Source organism: Nonomuraea sp. SBT364, assembly GCF_001083785.1.
In the GTDB taxonomy this organism is placed as follows: domain Bacteria; phylum Actinomycetota; class Actinomycetes; order Streptosporangiales; family Streptosporangiaceae; genus Nonomuraea.
Genome location: NZ_LAVL01000061.1, coordinates 1 through 15,079, shown reverse-complemented (window position 1 = coordinate 15,079; position 15,079 = coordinate 1). Strand labels below are relative to the sequence as shown.

Below are 15,079 nucleotides of genomic sequence, written 5' to 3'. Positions count from 1 at the left end.
CACCGACCGTCGGCAGGCCCGGACTTCGCGAGAAGTCCGGGCCTGTTCCGTGCCCGCGGACGCCGCGAACGCCGGAAGCCCCCGCCGGGAACGCCGGAAGCCCCCGCCGGGGACGGCGGGGGCTTCCGGTTCGGGCGGGTGTCAGTCGGCGTCGTGGAAGCCGATGGAGAACGCCGCGTCGAGGTCGTGCTTGGAGTAGGCGCGGAAGGCGATGTGGGTCTCCGTGTGGAGCACGCCCGGGACCTTGTTGAGCCGGCCCGGGACGACCTCGGCGATCTGCTCGTAGGCCGCCACGCGGACCATCGCCAGCAGGTCGTAGTCGCCGGTGATGGAGTAGACCTCGCTGACGCCGTCGATCTCGGCGATCTGCGCCGCGACCTCCGGAATCCGGTCGACCTCGGCGTTGATGTGAACGATAGCCGTGACCATGTGCCAACTGTATCGAATCACAGGCCGCGATAGGCCAGGTCGATGCGGGCCTTGTGGCGGGCGGCGCCGCGGGCGGGCAGGCTCCACTGCCCGTCGACCTCCACCAGCCGCACGCCGGGCGACTCCAGCCAGCGCAGGATGCACTCGGTCTCCTCGGCGCTGGCCGCGTGGACCGGCCCGGGCCCGGGGATGACGGCCTCGGCCGTGGCGGACAGCGAGGCGACGAACGGCTTGGGGTGGGCGCCGCGCGGCATGACCGCGGCCGCGGCGAGCCGCCCGTAGCGCACGACGTGCATCTCCCAGCCGCCGTCGAAGGCCGGGCTGGCGGCGACCAGGTGGGGGATGCTGGTGATCGAGGTGAGGCGCTGCATCCGGGCGGCGGTGCGGACGAAGGCGGCCAGCCGGTCGCGGTCGACGGACGCCTCCTCGTAGCGCTGCTCGACCGACAGACGCTCCATCCGGGCCGAGACGGCCGAGAAGACCGGCGAGGCGTCGAGCGTCATGGCCCGGCGCGCGGTCTCGACGTGGACGGCGTAGTCGGCCTGCGACTGCTTGCCCTCGCACGGCGCGCCGCAGCGGCCCATCTCGTGCAGGACGCAGGCCGAGCGCCGGGTGCGCAGGCTGATCGGCTGGGTGCACTGGCGCAGCGGCACCGCCTCGTGCAGCGCGGTGCGGGCCTCGTCGGCGAGCCGGGTGCTGGAGAACGGGCCCAGGTAGGAGGCGCCGTCGTCCTTCAGGTCGCGCACGATCGACAGGCGCGGGAACGGCTCGCCGGTGAGCTTGAGCCACACGACCTTCTCCGGGAACCGGGAGCGGCGGTTGTAGCGCGGTTTGGCGCCGCCGATCAGGCGCAGCTCCCTGACCTCGGCCTCCAGCGCGGTGGCGCAGACGATGTGACGGACCCGCTCGGCGATGCCGATCATCTCGCGGATGCGCGGCCTGGTCTCGCTCGCGGTGAAGTAGGAGCGCACGCGGTTGCGCAGGTTGGTGGACTTGCCGATGTAGAGGACCTCGCCGCGCTCGTCCTCGAACAGGTAGACGCCGGGGGCGTGCGGCACCGACTCGGCCAGGTGGCGCTTGCGCTGCTGCTCGGGGGTGGGCGCGCGGACGAACGACTTGAGCTCTTCGAGGGTGTGCACCTGGAAGGAGCCGGCCCGTTCGATGAGCCCGTGCAGCACGTCGACGGTGGCCCTGGCGTCCTGCAGGGCGCGGTGGCACGGCTCGGTCGGGCTGCGGAAGAAGCGGGCCAGCGTGGACAGCTTGCTGTTGGGCGTCTCGTCGCGGGTCAGCACCCGCCTGGCCAGGTCGACGGTGTCGACCACCGGGTTGACCGGCGGGGGATAGCCGTGCGCGGCGCAGGCGGCCTTGAGGAAGCGGGTGTCGAAGCTCGCGTTGTGGGCGACCAGCGTGGCGCCCCTGATGAACTCCAGGAAGCTCGGCAGCACCGCCTCGATGCGCGGCGCGGCCACCACCATGGCGTCGGTGATGCCGGTCAGCACGGAGATGAACGGGGGGATCGGCCCGCCGGGATCGACCAGGGTGGAGAACTCGCCGAGCACCTCGCCCGCCCGGACCTTGACCGCCCCGATCTCGGTGATCAGGTGCTCGGCCGGCGAGCCGCCGGTGGTCTCGAGGTCGAACACCACGAACGTGACGTCGCTCAGCGGGGTGCCGAGCTCGTCGAGAGTGCCTTGTACCGGGTCCACGAACCAAGACCATAGAGAGGGGCACCGACAGATACGGATCCGAACGAATAACTATTGCGCTTGATCCTTAGTTAGTCTTCGGTCTATGTCCGGGGGAAGACTCGCCAACCGCTACTCCCTGCTGCGGCCGCTGGGCAGCGGCGGCATGGGCAGGGTCTGGCTGGCCAGGGACGAGATGCTTGACCGCGAGGTGGCGGTCAAGGAGCTGACGCTGCCCGACGGACTGTCTCCCGCGGAACGGACCGAGCTGGTCACCCGGGCGGTGCGCGAGGCGCAGGCCACCGCGCAGCTGCGCCACCCGGGCATCGTGGCGCTGCACGACGTCGTCGTCGAGCACGAGCGGCCGTGGCTGGTGATGGAGCTGCTGCGCGGCCGCACGCTCGGCGAGGCGGTGCGGGCGCACGGCCCCATGCCGCCCGAGTACGTGGCCAGGATCGGCGCCGACATGCTCGACGCGCTGTCCGCCGCGCACGCCCGCGGCCTGCAGCACCGCGACGTCAAGCCGGGCAACGTGTTCCTCACCGACAGCGGCCGGGTGGTGCTCACCGACTTCGGCATCGCGCGCCAGGAGGGCCAGGCGACGCTCACCGAGCAGGGCCTGATGATCGGCTCGCCCGGGTTCATCTCGCCCGAGCGGCTGGAGGGCGAGCCCGGCGGCCCGGCCAGCGACGTGTGGTCGCTCGGCGCGACGCTGTTCCTCGCGGCCACCGGCAGGGCCGCCTACGACGGCACCACCGCCGACCGCATCAGGGCGACGCTGACCCAGCCGGTCCCGGTGGCGCCGCAGCCGCTGGGCCCGCTGCTGTCGGCCATGATGGCGCGCCACCCGGCCGCCCGCCCGGTGGCGCCGTTGCTGGCCCAGGCGCTGCGCCGGGTCGCCGCGGGCGAGCCCGCCGCCCTGCCGCCCCAGCACGACGCCACCGTGCCCGGCCACGTCAGGAAGCGGGGCAGGGCCGCGCTGTGGATCGCGTCGGCGGCGACGCTGGCGGTCGCGGCGGCCACCACCACCGTCCTGCTGGTCATGAACGGCCAGGACGACGGCGTGCCGACGGCGTTCACCGCGCCGATGGACCTGTGCTCCCTGTTCCCGAGGGAGGACGTCGGCCTGCTGCTGCGCACCCAGCAGATCCCCGAGGGCGTGCCCGGCTCCGACGAGTACGGCCCCGAGTGCAACTGGACCAAGCCGGGCACGGGCCTGTCGGTGCAGCTCCAGAAGGACTCCGACACCCGCGACCCGTGGAGCATGACCCCCGTCTCCGCCCACACGCTCTTCCTCAACCAGCAACGCCACTGGGCCGGGTTCAAGGAGGTCCAGTGGATGTGGAAGGAGATCGGCGTGCCGGACGCCCAGAAGGTCACGCTCACCCCCGTCAGGGCGCTGGGCGGGCTGGGCGAGGAGGCGTTCGCGTTCGAGCTGCTCGGCGAGACGGGCCGGATGCACTCCGCCATCGTCTACTTCCGCCTGGCCAACCTCGTGACCGTCGCCGAGTACACCACGGTCGACGACCGGCCCACCGACGACCAGATCAAGCAGACCGCCCTGCAGGCGGCCAGGACGGCCGAGCGGGAGCTGCGCGGTGCGGGATGACGGTTACCTGCTCGCGGGCCGCTACCGGCTCATGGAGCGGCTCGGGGAGGGCGGTGCGGGCACCGTGTGGCGGGCCCGCGACGAGATGCTCAACCGTGAGGTCGCGGTCAAGCAGGTCCGCGTGCCGCCCGAGCTGTCGCCGCGCGAGCGCGCCGAGTTCGCCGACCGGGCCATCCACGAGGCCAGGTCCGCCGGGCGGCTGCGTGACCCGGCCATCGTGCTGGTCCACGACGTGGTGCTCACCGGCGAGCAGCCATGGATCATCCTGGACCTGGTCAGCGGCCGGTCGCTGGACAAAGTGATCAAGGAGGGCGGGCCGCTCCCGCCCGACGCCGTGGCCCGCATCGGCCTGCGCGTGCTGTCGGCGCTGTCGGTGGCCCACTCCCACGGCATCGTCCACCAGGACGTCAAGCCGGCCAACATCCTGCTCGACGCCGACGGCTCGGCCATGCTCACCGACTTCGGCATCGCGGTCCCGCTCGGCGGGCGCGGCGACCGCTACGGCAGCGCCGGCTCGCCCGGCTACATGGCGCCCGAGCGGCTCAACGAGCAACCCTCCGGCCCGGCCTCCGACCTGTGGTCGCTCGGCGCGAGCCTCTACACGGCGGTGGAGGGCCGCCCGCCGTTCGAGCGCGCCGTGCCCGCCGCCGTCGCGGCGGCCGTGCTGCTGCACGACCCGCCGCCGCCGGTCCGGGCCGGGCGCGAGCTCGGCGGGCTGCTGCTGGCCATGCTCGCCAAGGACCCCGCCGCCCGGCCCGCCGCGGCGCAGGTGCGCGACGCGCTCAACCGGATGCTCGGCACCGGCACCGGCACCGGCACCGTCCCGGCCCGCGCCCGACGGCGTCGCCGCTGGTGGCCGGCCGTCGCCGCGCTGGCCGCCGTCGCGGTGCTGGGCGCCGGAGGCTGGTACGGCGTGCGCGCGCTCACCCAGGAGGACCCGGGCCGTTTCGCCACCGCGCCCGCCCCCTGCGGCCTGCTCACCGACGCCCAGGTGGCCGAGGTGATGAAGCCCGCGACAGAGGGCGGCGGCACGGCCCAGCCGCAGGAGACGCGGGAGGGCGAATGCGAGTGGAACCTGCTCAGGGGGTCGAGGGAGACCGCGTCGATCACCGTGCGCGTGTGGGCCGAGCGGCCCGGCGGCGGCCGGGGCGCCCCCGAGGTGGCGGCCCAGCGCTTCTCCGGTGAGCGCACCGCCCGCGCGGGCGCCGAGGGGCAGGAGTTCCGCAGGGCGGTCGGGGCCGTCAGGGACGTGCCGGGCGTGGGCGAGGCCGCGTTCGTGCAGAACTCCTTCCGGCTCTACAGCAACTCCGCCGACCAGGGCACGGCCGTCAGCACGGTGTTGCTGCGCACCAGCAACGTGCTCGCCGAGGTGATCTGGCAGCGCGCCGACAGGCCGCTGGACAACCCGGCCGACCAGAAGCCGGCGCTCGCCGCCGCCGCCATGGTCTCGGCCGCGTTGCGGTCGTGAGACGGTGCAAGCGTCCTGCAACCACGGTGACTAGCATGTTTCACCGCAAGTCATGGCAAACCCCAGGAGTCCCTCGTGAATCCCGGTAGCGAGCACCAGCCGCCGACCCACCCCTATTCGGTGCCCGGAGGCCAGTTCGAGCCGCCGACCCAGCCGCCCATGCCGCCCATGCCACCCATGCCTCCGATGCCGCCCCGGCCGCCGCGCCGCCGTCCGTGGCTCCTGCCGGTCGTCGCCGCCACCCTCGTGGTGCTCGTCGGCGCGGGCGCGGGCGGCTACCTGCTGTACGGCCAGCTCACGCGGGGCTCGGCCACCGCCGCGCCGCCCGCCACCGGCCAGCCGACGACGGCCAAGGTGTCCAAGGCCGCCGCCGTGACCGGCCCCGACGCCTGCGCGATGCTGCCGAAGGAGGAGGCCGAGCGGCTGGTGCCCGGGGCGACCGTGTCCAAGGACTCCCGCGACAGCGAGTACACGGTCAACTTCTCCTGCAAGTGGAACAACCAGCGCATCTCGCACGGCGAGTGGTGGCGCAGCCGCGAGGTCGAGGTCAAGATCCAGCAGCACCGCGGCCAGGGCGCCAAGACGGGCCGCGCCATGGCGCAGAACTCCTACGAGGTCGACTACAGCGGGGCGAAGTACGCCGAGACCGCCAAGCCCACGCCGAAGAAGGGCGAGAAGGACTACACCTCCCCGGTCACCGACATCCAGGGCGCCGGTGACTCCGCCTTCGCCCAATACACCTGGCGGCGCTCCGGCACCGTGCTGTGGTACTCCTTCGGCAAGGCGTACGCGCGCGTCCAGGACATGACGATCGAGGTCCGCTACCAGGCGAGCCAGCAGCGCAAGGACGCCCAGATCCTCAGCAACGAGACCACCCAGTCGGTCACCGAGGACAACGCCATCCGCGAGGCCACCGGCCTGGTCAAGCACTTCGCCAAGGGCGTGGCCGACTGGAAGGCGCAGCACCCGGACGTCCTCGCGCAGCCGTACAAGGCCGCCACCGCCACGCCGAGCGCCGCGGCCACGCCGTCGCCGACGCCGCTCGTGGTCTACCCGCCCGTCTGCCAGACGGTGACGCCGGCGGCCGCCAAGCTCGTCCCCGGCCACACGCCCCGGGCGCGCGGCCTGGAGATGGGCGACGACACGCAGACCGAGTGCCGCTGGCTCAACCTGGACGTGCCCGCCGGCGACAAGGTGACCCGGATCCGCAGCGTGCTCATCACCGTGCACTCCTTCACCAACCGGGCCGGGGTTGCCGACGTGACCGCCGCCGAGTCCTTCTACACGGGCCAGCTCGGCGGCGACAAGAACCTGTCGCAGTCCTCGATGGGCGGCATCAAGTGGGGCAAGGTCCGCGACGTCGCCGGGCTGGGCGAGGAGGCGTACAGCGTCCATGTCCAGACCAGGCGGGGCGAGGTGTTCGCCGGCAGCGGGACGCTGACCGTGCGCAAGGGCGCCGTCGTGGTGGAGATCGACTACGCGGGCGCCGAGCGGCCCAAGGGCGAGCCGCCGGCCTCCGGCAACGTGGTGCTGCTCCCCGAGAAGGAGGGGCTCGACGGCGCGCTGAGCATGGCCAAGGTGTTCATGGACGCCCTGGCCCAGCAGCCGATCGGCAGCTGACGCTCAGGCCGGGGTGTCGCGCAGCCGCTCCACCCGGATGCCGCGCAGCAGCGCCTCCGACACGGCGACCGCGCACAGCAGGGCGGCGAGCAGCCCGGCGCCCGTGAGGATCGCCACGGGCGCCGCCGCCACCTCGTGCGCGAGCGGCGGCGTCACCAGCGGCTCGGCGAACTGCGGGATCCGGCCCAGCGCGGCCTCGGCCGCGAGCAGCCCGGCAACCGGCCCGGCCAGCGTGCCGGCCGCCGCGGTGATCAGCAGCAGGATCAGCGCCAGCCCGGGCCCCTGCCGGACGAAGGCGGCGGCGACCTCGGACTCGTAGCGGGTGGAGATCACCGTGAGGCCCTGCCCGCGCAGCGCCCGCTCCAGTGCCGGGGCGGCGGCGGCCCGGGCCCACACCTGATAGACGGCCTGCTCGTGCACCCCGTACGCGATCCGGTCGGCCTGGTCCAGGTCCATCACGACGCCCGGCCCCGTCAGGCCCGGCGCGGCCGACGCGGTGGCGACCGCCCGGACGCCCGTCGCGAAGGCGTTGTCCGGGCCCGGCACGAGCTTGGCGCCCACCCCGACGACGACGGCGGGCGGCCGCGCATCGTAGGTCGCCGGCCGCAGCGTCTGGTTGCCCTGGAGGGAGACGCTGAAGCCGCCGTCGTCCCTGGCCGGGTCACCGTCGGCGCGCCAGCGCGGCCGCGGTACGCGCTGGCAGCGGCCCTCGTGCCGGAAGGCCAGTCTCCTCACGGTGACGTCGATCTGCGGGATCGACGCCTGCTCGTCCATCGGGGTGAACTCGGCGTGGATGCGGCGCAGCTCGCACGGCAAAGCGCCGGCAGGGCAGGGGCAGGTTCCACTCGTAGGAGCCGCCGCCGGCCGGGCGCAGGACACCGAGCGGGACCGCGGCCGGCTTGAGGTTGCCGGCCAGCCGGAACGTGGCGAACAGCCGCACCTGCCAGCCCTCCGGCGGCACGTCGTGGCGGGCGGTGAGCCGGAGCCGGTCGCCGCGCATCATCACCCGGGCGGTGTCCGGGCCGGGCAGTGCCGCCGCCGCGCCGGCCAGCCGCACGCCTCCCGCCAGCTCCGGGTCCCAGGTGGCGACGCGGGCCAGCCGTTCCGGGTCCGTGGCGACGAGCTGCGGCGGGCCGGGCAGTTTGATCACCGGGGCGGCTGTGCCGCCGGGGTCGGCGGCCTCCACCGCGGCGGCGAACACGCGGGGCTCGACCGGCTGGACGGTGATCCACCCGCCCGGCGGCCGGCGGCGCCAGCCCGGCGAGCGTCGTGAGGAGGGTGGTCTTCCCCGACCCGGACGGGCCCATGAGCGCGACCCGCTCTCCCTCGTCCAGGCCGAGCGCCAGGTCCTCGATGATCGTGCGTCCGCCCGCGTGGCAGGTGAGACCGCGGCAGGAGATCACCGGTCCGGTTACCACGCGGGGATCATCCGCCAGCCGGGGCCGTACGTCAACAGTCAAAGATCCTGCAACTCCTCTGCAAGCGCGACAAATACGGTTATGTCAGCAAGCCGTACGTGAGCCGCGCGAGCGAGCTTGCCCAGCACAGGGGCCTGGGCAGGAACGTGGGGGATTCGCGCGGCTCACTGCCGTGAGCATCGACTTTGGTCGCTACCGGACGGCCGGGGGCAGGGCATAACCTCGGGAAACGTGAACGGACGCGAGCACGCCCCCGAATACCGGTGGGCCCTGCCGTCCGTGCTGCTCGGCGACGGCGGCACGGGCCGGCCCGTGCGCCGCTCGACCCGTGACTGGATCGTCGACATCGTCCTGTTCCTGACGGCCTGCGGGCTGGCCCTGCTGACCACCGCCGAGATCAGGGGCGCGCCGGAGTCCGTGCAGGCGGTCGAGCAGGTGCTGGGCGTGCTGTCCTGCCTGGCGGTGTGGCTGCGCCGGCGCTGGCCGGTCGCGCTGGTGCTGGTGACCACGATCCTGTCCGCCTTCGTGCTGCTGATCGGCGGAGCGGCGGTGGTCGCGCTGTTCACGGTGGCGGTGCACCGGCCGTTCAAGATCTCCGGGCCGATCGCGCTGCTCGGCGTCCTCACCCTGGTGCCCAACGTGATGATCTGGCCCGACGCCGAGCTCGGACCGCTCGGCACGTTCGTCTTCGGGCTGGCGATCCTGCTGACCGTGTTCGCGTGGGGCATCGTGGTGCGCGCCAGGCGGCAGCTCGTCTGGTCGCTCAGGCAGCGGGCCGACGGCGCCGCCGAGGAGGCCAGGCGGCTGGAGCGCGAGCGGATCGCGCGGGAGATGCACGACGTGCTCGCGCACCGTCTGTCGATGCTCAGCCTGCACGCCGGCGCGCTGGAGTTCCGGCCCGGCGCGCCGGAGGCCGAGATCGCCAGGGCGGCCGGCGCCATCAGGCACGGCGCCCATCAGGCGCTGCAGGATCTGCGGGAGGTGATCGGGGTGCTGCGTCACTCCGGCGCGTCCGCCGACGACCCGGTGCCCGACCGGCCGCAGCCCACGCTCGCCGACCTGCCCGCGCTGGTGGCCGAGTGCGGGCGGGCGGGTCTCGACGTGCGCCTCGACCTGGAGGCGGGGCAGGCGCCCGACGGGCTGGGGCGCAACGTCTACCGGATCGTCCAGGAGGCCCTCACCAACGCGCGCAAGCACGCGGGCGGCGCGCCCGCCACCGTCACCGTGACCGGCGCGCCGGGGCGCGGCCTGTCCGCCGAGGTGCGCAACGCGCTGGGGGCCCGGCACGCGGCCCGCATCCCGGGGGCCGGGGCCGGGCTCATCGGGCTGGCCGAGCGGGCCGGGCTCGCCGGCGGGCGGCTGGAGCACGGGCCGACGCCGGACGGCGAGTTCCTGGTGCGGGCCTGGCTGCCGTGGCCGGAGACGGGGGAGGGGCCGTGAACGCGCCGATCCGCGTCCTGATCGTCGACGACGACGCGCTGGTGCGCGCCGGGCTGTCGATGATCCTCGGCGGGGTCGCCGACATCGAGATCGTGGCCGAGGCGGCCGACGGCGCGCAGGTGCCGCCGCTGGTCGCCGAGCACCGGCCCGACGTGGTGCTGATGGACATCCGGATGCCCGGCGTCGACGGGCTGGCCGCCACCGAGGCGCTGCGCGCCACCAAGGCGGCGCCCGAGGTCGTGGTGCTGACCACGTTCCACGCCGACGCGCAGGTGCTGCGGGCGCTGCGCGCGGGGGCGGCCGGGTTCCTGCTCAAGGACATCCCGCCGGCCGAGCTGGTCGCCGCCATCAGGAAGGTGGCCTCGGGCGAGCCGATCCTGTCGCCCGCCGTCACCCGGCAGCTCATCACCCACGTCGCCGCCGGTGCCGCCGGCGGCATCGGCGGCCGGGCCGATCGGGCCCGCGGGCTGCTGGCCAGGCTCAGCGAGCGGGAGCGCGAGGTGGCGCTGGCGGTCGGGCGGGGCAGGTCCAACGCCGAGATCGGGCGCGAGCTGTTCATGAGCGTGCCCACCGTCAAGGCGCACGTCTCGCGCATCCTCACCAAGCTGGCGCTGAACAACCGGGTGCAGATCGCGCTGGTGGTCTACGACGCGAGCTGACGGGGCTGGGATTCCAGCTTTCCGGGCCGCTCGCGGCGGGATCTTCCCGGGCGGTCACCGGTCCCGGGACCGCCCCATGATCCCCACCAAGCGCTTGTCCTGCCCAGGGTGGCCGTTACGGACAGGTACCGGGCAGCCGTACCCTTGTCTGAAAGGGCATGTCATGAAGGGACAGTGGGATGAGTTCAGCGGGTGAAGGCCTGTCTCGCCCGCTTCCCGAGCAGGTGCGGCTCAACGTCGTCGACCTCGCGGCCCAGGTTCTCGGCTCGATGCCGGGCGTCGCGGTGCCGGCGCCGCTGCGCGGCATCGCCAAGTTCGACCCGCGCAAGCGCGCCCGGCTCGGCAGCGCGCCCATCGCCGCCCAGCTGGAGAACGACAAGAAGTTCCGCGAGGTGGTCGCCGAGTCGGTGGCCGCAGGCTGGCCGGAGCTGGTCGCCTCGCTGGCCGAGGGCAACGTGCCCCCCGCCGCCGACCCGGTGCTCGTCGCCGCCGCGGCCTACCTCACCAGGCCGCCCGGCTGGGCCGACATGGTCGAGTCGGCCCGCGTGGACCTGGAGCAGTCCGCCGTCGCGGCCGAGGGCTCCGAGCGCGAGGAGGTCGTCTCCCGGCTGCGTGAGCAGCTCGCCGCCCAGAAGAACGCCGCCAAGGAGGAGACCGAGCGGCTGCGCGAGCAGCTCAAGGCCGCCCGCGGCGAGAACTCCGAGCTGCGCCGCAAGCTGCACGAGGCCCGCGAGCGCGCCAAGGGCGCGGTGCGCAGGGCCGAGGAGATGGAGCACGCCGCCGAGGAGGCCCGGCACGCCGCCACGGCCGCCGGCAGCGCGGGGGAGTCGGAGCTGCGGCGGCTGCGCGAGCGCCTGGCCGACGTGGAGAAACAGCTCGAGGCCTCGCGCCGGGCCGCCCGCGAGGGCCGCAGCGTCGAGGACGCGCGCATCCGCGTGCTGCTCGACGCGCTGCAGGACGCCTCCGCCGGGCTGCGCAGGGAGCTGGCCCTGCCCACCATGATCAGCCGGCCCGCCGACTCGGTCGCGGCTCTCACCGGCGAGCGGCCCGGCGTGCGCGGCGTCCCCGCCCGCGCGCTGGCCGACGACGACCCGCAACTGCTCGACCAGCTTCTCGCGCTGCCGCAGGTGCACCTGATCATCGACGGCTACAACGTGACCAAGACCGGCTACGGCACGCTCACCCTCGCCGACCAGCGCGCCCGCCTGATGACCGGGCTCGGCGGGCTCGTCGCGCAGACCCGGGTCGAGGTGACCGTGGTCTTCGACGGCGCCGAGCTCAACTCGCCGGTCCAGGTGGTCGCGCCGCGCGGGGTGCGGGTGCTGTTCAGCGCGCCCGGCGAGATCGCCGACGACCTGATCCGCCAGCTCGTCCGGGCCGAGCCGCCGGGCCGGGCCATCGCCGTGGTCTCCTCCGACCGCGAGGTGGCCGAGTCCGTCCGGCGCATGGGCGCCAGACCCGTTCCGTCTGGATTGCTGCTGCGGCGGCTCGGACGTGCCTAGATTATTACGAATATGTCGTTTAGGTGAGGATCACTCGCCACTTCTGTACTATTTCGCCCCAGGATGATCCCCTGGGAGGCGACGCTGTGAGGTTGGGCCGGGTGCCGCTGGCCGCGGGTCTCGCGTTCGGACTGGTGATGAGCCCCGTCGGAGGGGCGCTGGCCGATCCCAAGCCGACGCTCGCGCAAGCCAGAGCGAAGCTCAACAAGCTGAACGACAAGGCCGACAAGGTCGTCGATCGCTACAACCTGGCCACTGAGAAGTTCAAGGAGGCCAGGACGCGCTACGCGAAGCTGGACGACACCTACAAGCGCAAGCTCGCCACCGTCGCGGACCTGCGCGGCGAGGTCGTCTCCATGGCCGTGGAGACGTACAAGCTGGGTGGCGACTTCGGTGGCATGCCCAGCATGATGACCAGCGACGACCCGGCCGACCTGCTGTACGGCATGGCGCTGGCGGGGCAGCTCGCCCAGGAGCGCACCGAGAAGCTCGCGGCCTTCGACCGGGCGAACCGGGGCCTGAAGGCCGACCGTGACCGCGCCCAGGCCGCGCTGGCCGAGGCCGACAAGGAGCGCGACGCGGTCAAGAAGGACCGGGCGGAGATCCTGGACCTCATCAAGGACCAGAAGAAGCTCCTCAACCGGCTGGGCGCCTACAAGACGGGCAATCCCAACAGCACCGGCATCGAGTACACCGGTCCCGCCTCAGGCAACGCCGCGGCGGTGCTGCGCTTCGCCTACGCCCAGGTCGGCAAGCCGTACGTGTTCGGCGGCACCGGGCCCGGCGGCTACGACTGCTCGGGCCTGACCCAGGCGGCCTGGCGGGCGGGCGGCGTCTCGCTGCCGCGCACGACCTGGCAGCAGTGGTCGTGGGGGGCCAGCCGCAAGGTGCCGATGAACGCCCTGGAGCCCGGCGACCTGATCTTCAGCGAGGGCCTCGGGCACGTGAGCATCTACGCGGGCGGCGGCAAGATCGTGCACGCTCCGCAGACCGGAGACGTGGTGAAGGTGGTCCCGCTCTCGTCGTACGGCCGCCGCCTCGTGGGTGCCGTTCGCCCCTGACAACGGGCCCTGCGGTCAAGTGTGAGCAGGGTCACGTTATGATCACGAAACTCGCTGCTCCAGGGGGAGTCGGGAGCCTTACTCCGGGCTTGTCTGATCTTGACTTGCTTACTCAGGCTTTGCCATGACGTGACTGATCGGCGTAGTTTCTGGCGTCGCGGCGTTCCAGCCAGGACGCCCGCCGGTCATCATCGGGTCCCCCGATGTGGACAGATAGACCATCCGCCGGTCACCGCCGGCGCGCCCCCGGGGCGCGCCGTCGTGGCGGTGACCTGCCGAATCCGTGCAGCCAGGAGCACGGAGCCGGGGACCCAATCGATCCCGACCCGGGATCAGGGGTGAATCGGCGCGTATCGCGCCGTAGGGCGACTTCCAGGCCCGAATCCGTCAGCTAACCCGGTAGGCGTTCGTGGAAGCCACTAGGAGCAATCCTGTCTACCCTCTCGCACAACCCCCGTCTGTCCCGCCTCGCCCTGAGTGGCGTTGCGCTGATCACCGTGACGGCCGGAGGGCTGGCCGTACACGCCCCGACGGCGCAGGCGGCGACGGCGAGCGAATTCGCCGCCTCCTCCCTGACTGAGACGGATAAATCCGTCAAGTCAGTGAAAGTGGCAAAGGTCGCTCGGCAGAAGGCGAAGGCCGGCAAGGCCGTCGCCGCGGCCAAGAAGCAGATCGGTGACCCGTACCGTTACGGCGCCACCGGCCCCGGTTCCTTCGACTGCTCGGGCCTCGTCCAGTACGCCTGGAAGAAGGCCGGGGTGAAGATCCCGCGCGTGACGAACAGCCAGTTCGCGCGCATCAGGAAGAAGGTCTCCTACAAGCACCTGCAGCCGGGTGACCTGATGTTCTTCCGCGGGCTCGGACACGTGGGCATGTACGTCGGCCACGGCAAGATGATCCATTCGCCGAGAACGGGCGAACGGGTGCGCATCGAGAAGCTACGCGGCTGGCGCAAGGCGTCGTTCGCGGGCGCGGTACGTCCCGGCCTGTGACTGCCCGCGAAGGCCCCGTCCCCTCCCCCGGGACGGGGCCTTCGCCTTTCCAGGTGCGACCGCCGCCCGGCGGGCGGCGCTCGGGCCGGTCCGGCACCCGGGGCGGGCGGCTACGATCGGGCAGCGTGTCCGTCCAGGTGCGCCGTCGAGCGGTGCCGGCGGTGCTGCTGGTCCTCACCGCAGCCCTGACCGGCGGCCCGGACGCGCTCCTGGCCCGCGAGCGCGCCGCGGGGGCACAGCCGGCCCCCGTGCCCGCGCAGTGGCTCCCAGGCGGCGATCCCCGCTCCTCGGAGCGCCCCGCCGCGATCGGCCCCGGTGAGCCGGAGCAGGGCGGTGTCCCGGAGGAGGGGGAGCCGGTCGCGGAGGTGCGGGCGCTCTGGGGGGACGGGCTGGACGTCGTCCGGGGGGAGCGGTCGCTGGTGGCCGGGCATGACGCGCCGCCCGGGCTGCTGGAGGACCTGGCGCGCCGGGCCGACACCGCGGGACGGCGGGTCGGGGGAGTGCTGGGAGGGCCGGTCCGGGCCGTGGTCCTGGTGCCCGCCTCGGCCGCGGAGGCCGCCGGGCTGGCGGGTGTCGCCTCGGTCGACGGGCTGGCCGCGGTGGCCGACGACGGGCGCGTGATCGTGGTGCCGGAGCAGTTCGCCCGGCTCACCCCCGTCGGGCGGGACGTGGTGCTGGCGCACGAGCTGACCCACGTGGCCGCCGGCACCGAGGGGCTGCCCGTCTGGCTGTACGAGGGATTCGCCGACTACGTGGCCTACCGGGACGCGGGGCTGCCCGCCCGGACGGCCGCCGCCGAGCTGGCCGCCGAGGTGCGGGCCGGGCGGCTGCCTGGCGGCCTGCCGGAGGCGGCCGACTTCGCCCCGGGGGCCGACGCGGGCCGGCTCGCCCGTGCCTACCAGGAGGCGTGGCTGGCGTGTCGCTTCCTGGCCGCGCATCTGGGTGAGGAGACCCTGGTGAGGCTCTACCGTGATGCCCAGACGTACGGCGCCGACCGGGCACTCGCCTCCCTGGGGCTCCCGACCGGCACGCTGACCGAGCGGTGGCGCGCGTACGTCCGGGACCAACTGGCGTGAGGGGACGCGACATGGAAGCCACGCCTCCTGGTAGGCACGGGCGAGCCGGCCCGCGTCGGCCCCCGGGGCGAAGTCGGCCGCCGCCGGCTGGCCGCCAGGCAGCCGCCCGGCCCGCACCTC

Annotated in this window: 13 protein-coding genes, 1 pseudogene and 1 riboswitch; of the genes and pseudogenes, 9 read left to right on the top strand and 5 right to left on the bottom strand. The window is 73.6% G+C overall.

Translation table 11 applies throughout. The annotated features are described in order from the left end of the window. Positions 1–141: 141 nt before the first annotated feature. Together ADY59_RS25095 and ADY59_RS25090 are read right to left on the bottom strand one after the other, a co-directional pair. A complete protein-coding gene (locus ADY59_RS25095; protein WP_049566358.1) occupies positions 142–429 on the bottom strand; it encodes an Lrp/AsnC family transcriptional regulator in 288 nt (95 codons plus the stop codon). Positions 430–446: 17 nt separating this feature from the next. Beyond that, on the bottom strand, positions 447–2,135 hold the full coding sequence (locus ADY59_RS25090; RefSeq protein WP_049566355.1) for a DEDD exonuclease domain-containing protein: 1,689 nt from the start codon (positions 2,133–2,135) through the stop codon (positions 447–449). Between the two features lie 85 nt (positions 2,136–2,220). Here ADY59_RS25090 and ADY59_RS47660 point away from each other — a divergent pair, with 85 nt between their 5' ends. The 3 genes from ADY59_RS47660 (at position 2,221) to ADY59_RS25075 (ending at position 6,811) form a co-directional block, all read left to right on the top strand. Then, positions 2,221–3,723 (top strand): serine/threonine-protein kinase, encoded by a 1,503-nt coding sequence (locus ADY59_RS47660; RefSeq protein WP_053175131.1) that lies wholly within the window; start codon positions 2,221–2,223, stop codon positions 3,721–3,723. After that, positions 3,713–5,191 (top strand): serine/threonine-protein kinase, encoded by a 1,479-nt coding sequence (locus ADY59_RS47655; RefSeq protein ID WP_053175129.1) that lies wholly within the window; start codon positions 3,713–3,715, stop codon positions 5,189–5,191. The genes ADY59_RS47660 and ADY59_RS47655 overlap by 11 nt, the downstream gene beginning before the upstream one ends. A 75-nt stretch (positions 5,192–5,266) precedes the next feature. Next, positions 5,267–6,811, top strand: a complete 1,545-nt coding sequence (locus ADY59_RS25075) for a hypothetical protein (RefSeq protein ID WP_049566350.1) — start codon at positions 5,267–5,269, stop codon at positions 6,809–6,811. A 3-nt stretch (positions 6,812–6,814) separates the two neighbouring features. Here the strand turns inward: ADY59_RS25075 and ADY59_RS25070 are convergent, their stop codons facing one another. The 3 genes and pseudogenes from ADY59_RS25070 to ADY59_RS53450 all read right to left on the bottom strand — a co-directional run. Then, positions 6,815–7,585 carry a hypothetical protein gene (locus tag ADY59_RS25070; protein ID WP_156325722.1) on the bottom strand — a complete coding sequence of 257 codons (771 nt, stop codon included), beginning with the start codon at positions 7,583–7,585 and terminating at the stop codon, positions 6,815–6,817. Beyond that, positions 7,473–8,012: a hypothetical protein gene (locus tag ADY59_RS25065; protein ID WP_049566345.1), complete on the bottom strand. Its 540-nt coding sequence runs from the start codon at positions 8,010–8,012 to the stop codon at positions 7,473–7,475. Before ADY59_RS25065 ends, ADY59_RS25070 begins: the two co-directional genes overlap by 113 nt. Positions 8,013–8,046: 34 nt before the next feature. Beyond that, positions 8,047–8,214, bottom strand: a pseudogene (locus ADY59_RS53450) (ATP-binding cassette domain-containing protein); the annotation flags it as partial. A gap of 246 nt (positions 8,215–8,460) precedes the next feature. Between ADY59_RS53450 and ADY59_RS25060 the strand changes: the two are divergent. From ADY59_RS25060 to ADY59_RS25035, 6 genes are all read left to right on the top strand, one after another. Continuing rightward, entirely contained in the window at positions 8,461–9,669 is a 1,209-nt protein-coding gene (locus ADY59_RS25060) for a sensor histidine kinase (RefSeq protein ID WP_049566342.1), read from the top strand. Continuing rightward, the gene (locus tag ADY59_RS25055; RefSeq protein ID WP_156325720.1) at positions 9,666–10,328 is read left to right on the top strand and encodes a response regulator; all 663 of its coding nucleotides are present in this window, start codon (positions 9,666–9,668) and stop codon (positions 10,326–10,328) included. The genes ADY59_RS25060 and ADY59_RS25055 overlap by 4 nt, the downstream gene beginning before the upstream one ends. 179 nt (positions 10,329–10,507) lie before the next feature. Continuing rightward, complete coding sequence (locus ADY59_RS25050) at positions 10,508–11,830, top strand: NYN domain-containing protein (RefSeq protein WP_049566339.1); 1,323 nt, start codon at positions 10,508–10,510, stop codon at positions 11,828–11,830. An 86-nt stretch (positions 11,831–11,916) separates the two neighbouring features. Beyond that, a complete protein-coding gene (locus ADY59_RS25045; protein WP_231618874.1) occupies positions 11,917–12,891 on the top strand; it encodes a C40 family peptidase in 975 nt (324 codons plus the stop codon). 263 nt (positions 12,892–13,154) lie between these two features. Then, positions 13,155–13,312, top strand: a riboswitch (cyclic di-AMP (ydaO/yuaA leader). A gap of 187 nt (positions 13,313–13,499) precedes the next feature. Next, positions 13,500–13,883 (top strand): C40 family peptidase, encoded by a 384-nt coding sequence (locus tag ADY59_RS52725; protein WP_269433641.1) that lies wholly within the window; start codon positions 13,500–13,502, stop codon positions 13,881–13,883. A 125-nt stretch (positions 13,884–14,008) separates the two neighbouring features. Further along, positions 14,009–14,959: a hypothetical protein gene (locus ADY59_RS25035; RefSeq protein WP_156325718.1), complete on the top strand. Its 951-nt coding sequence runs from the start codon at positions 14,009–14,011 to the stop codon at positions 14,957–14,959. Positions 14,960–15,079: the final 120 nt, after the last annotated feature.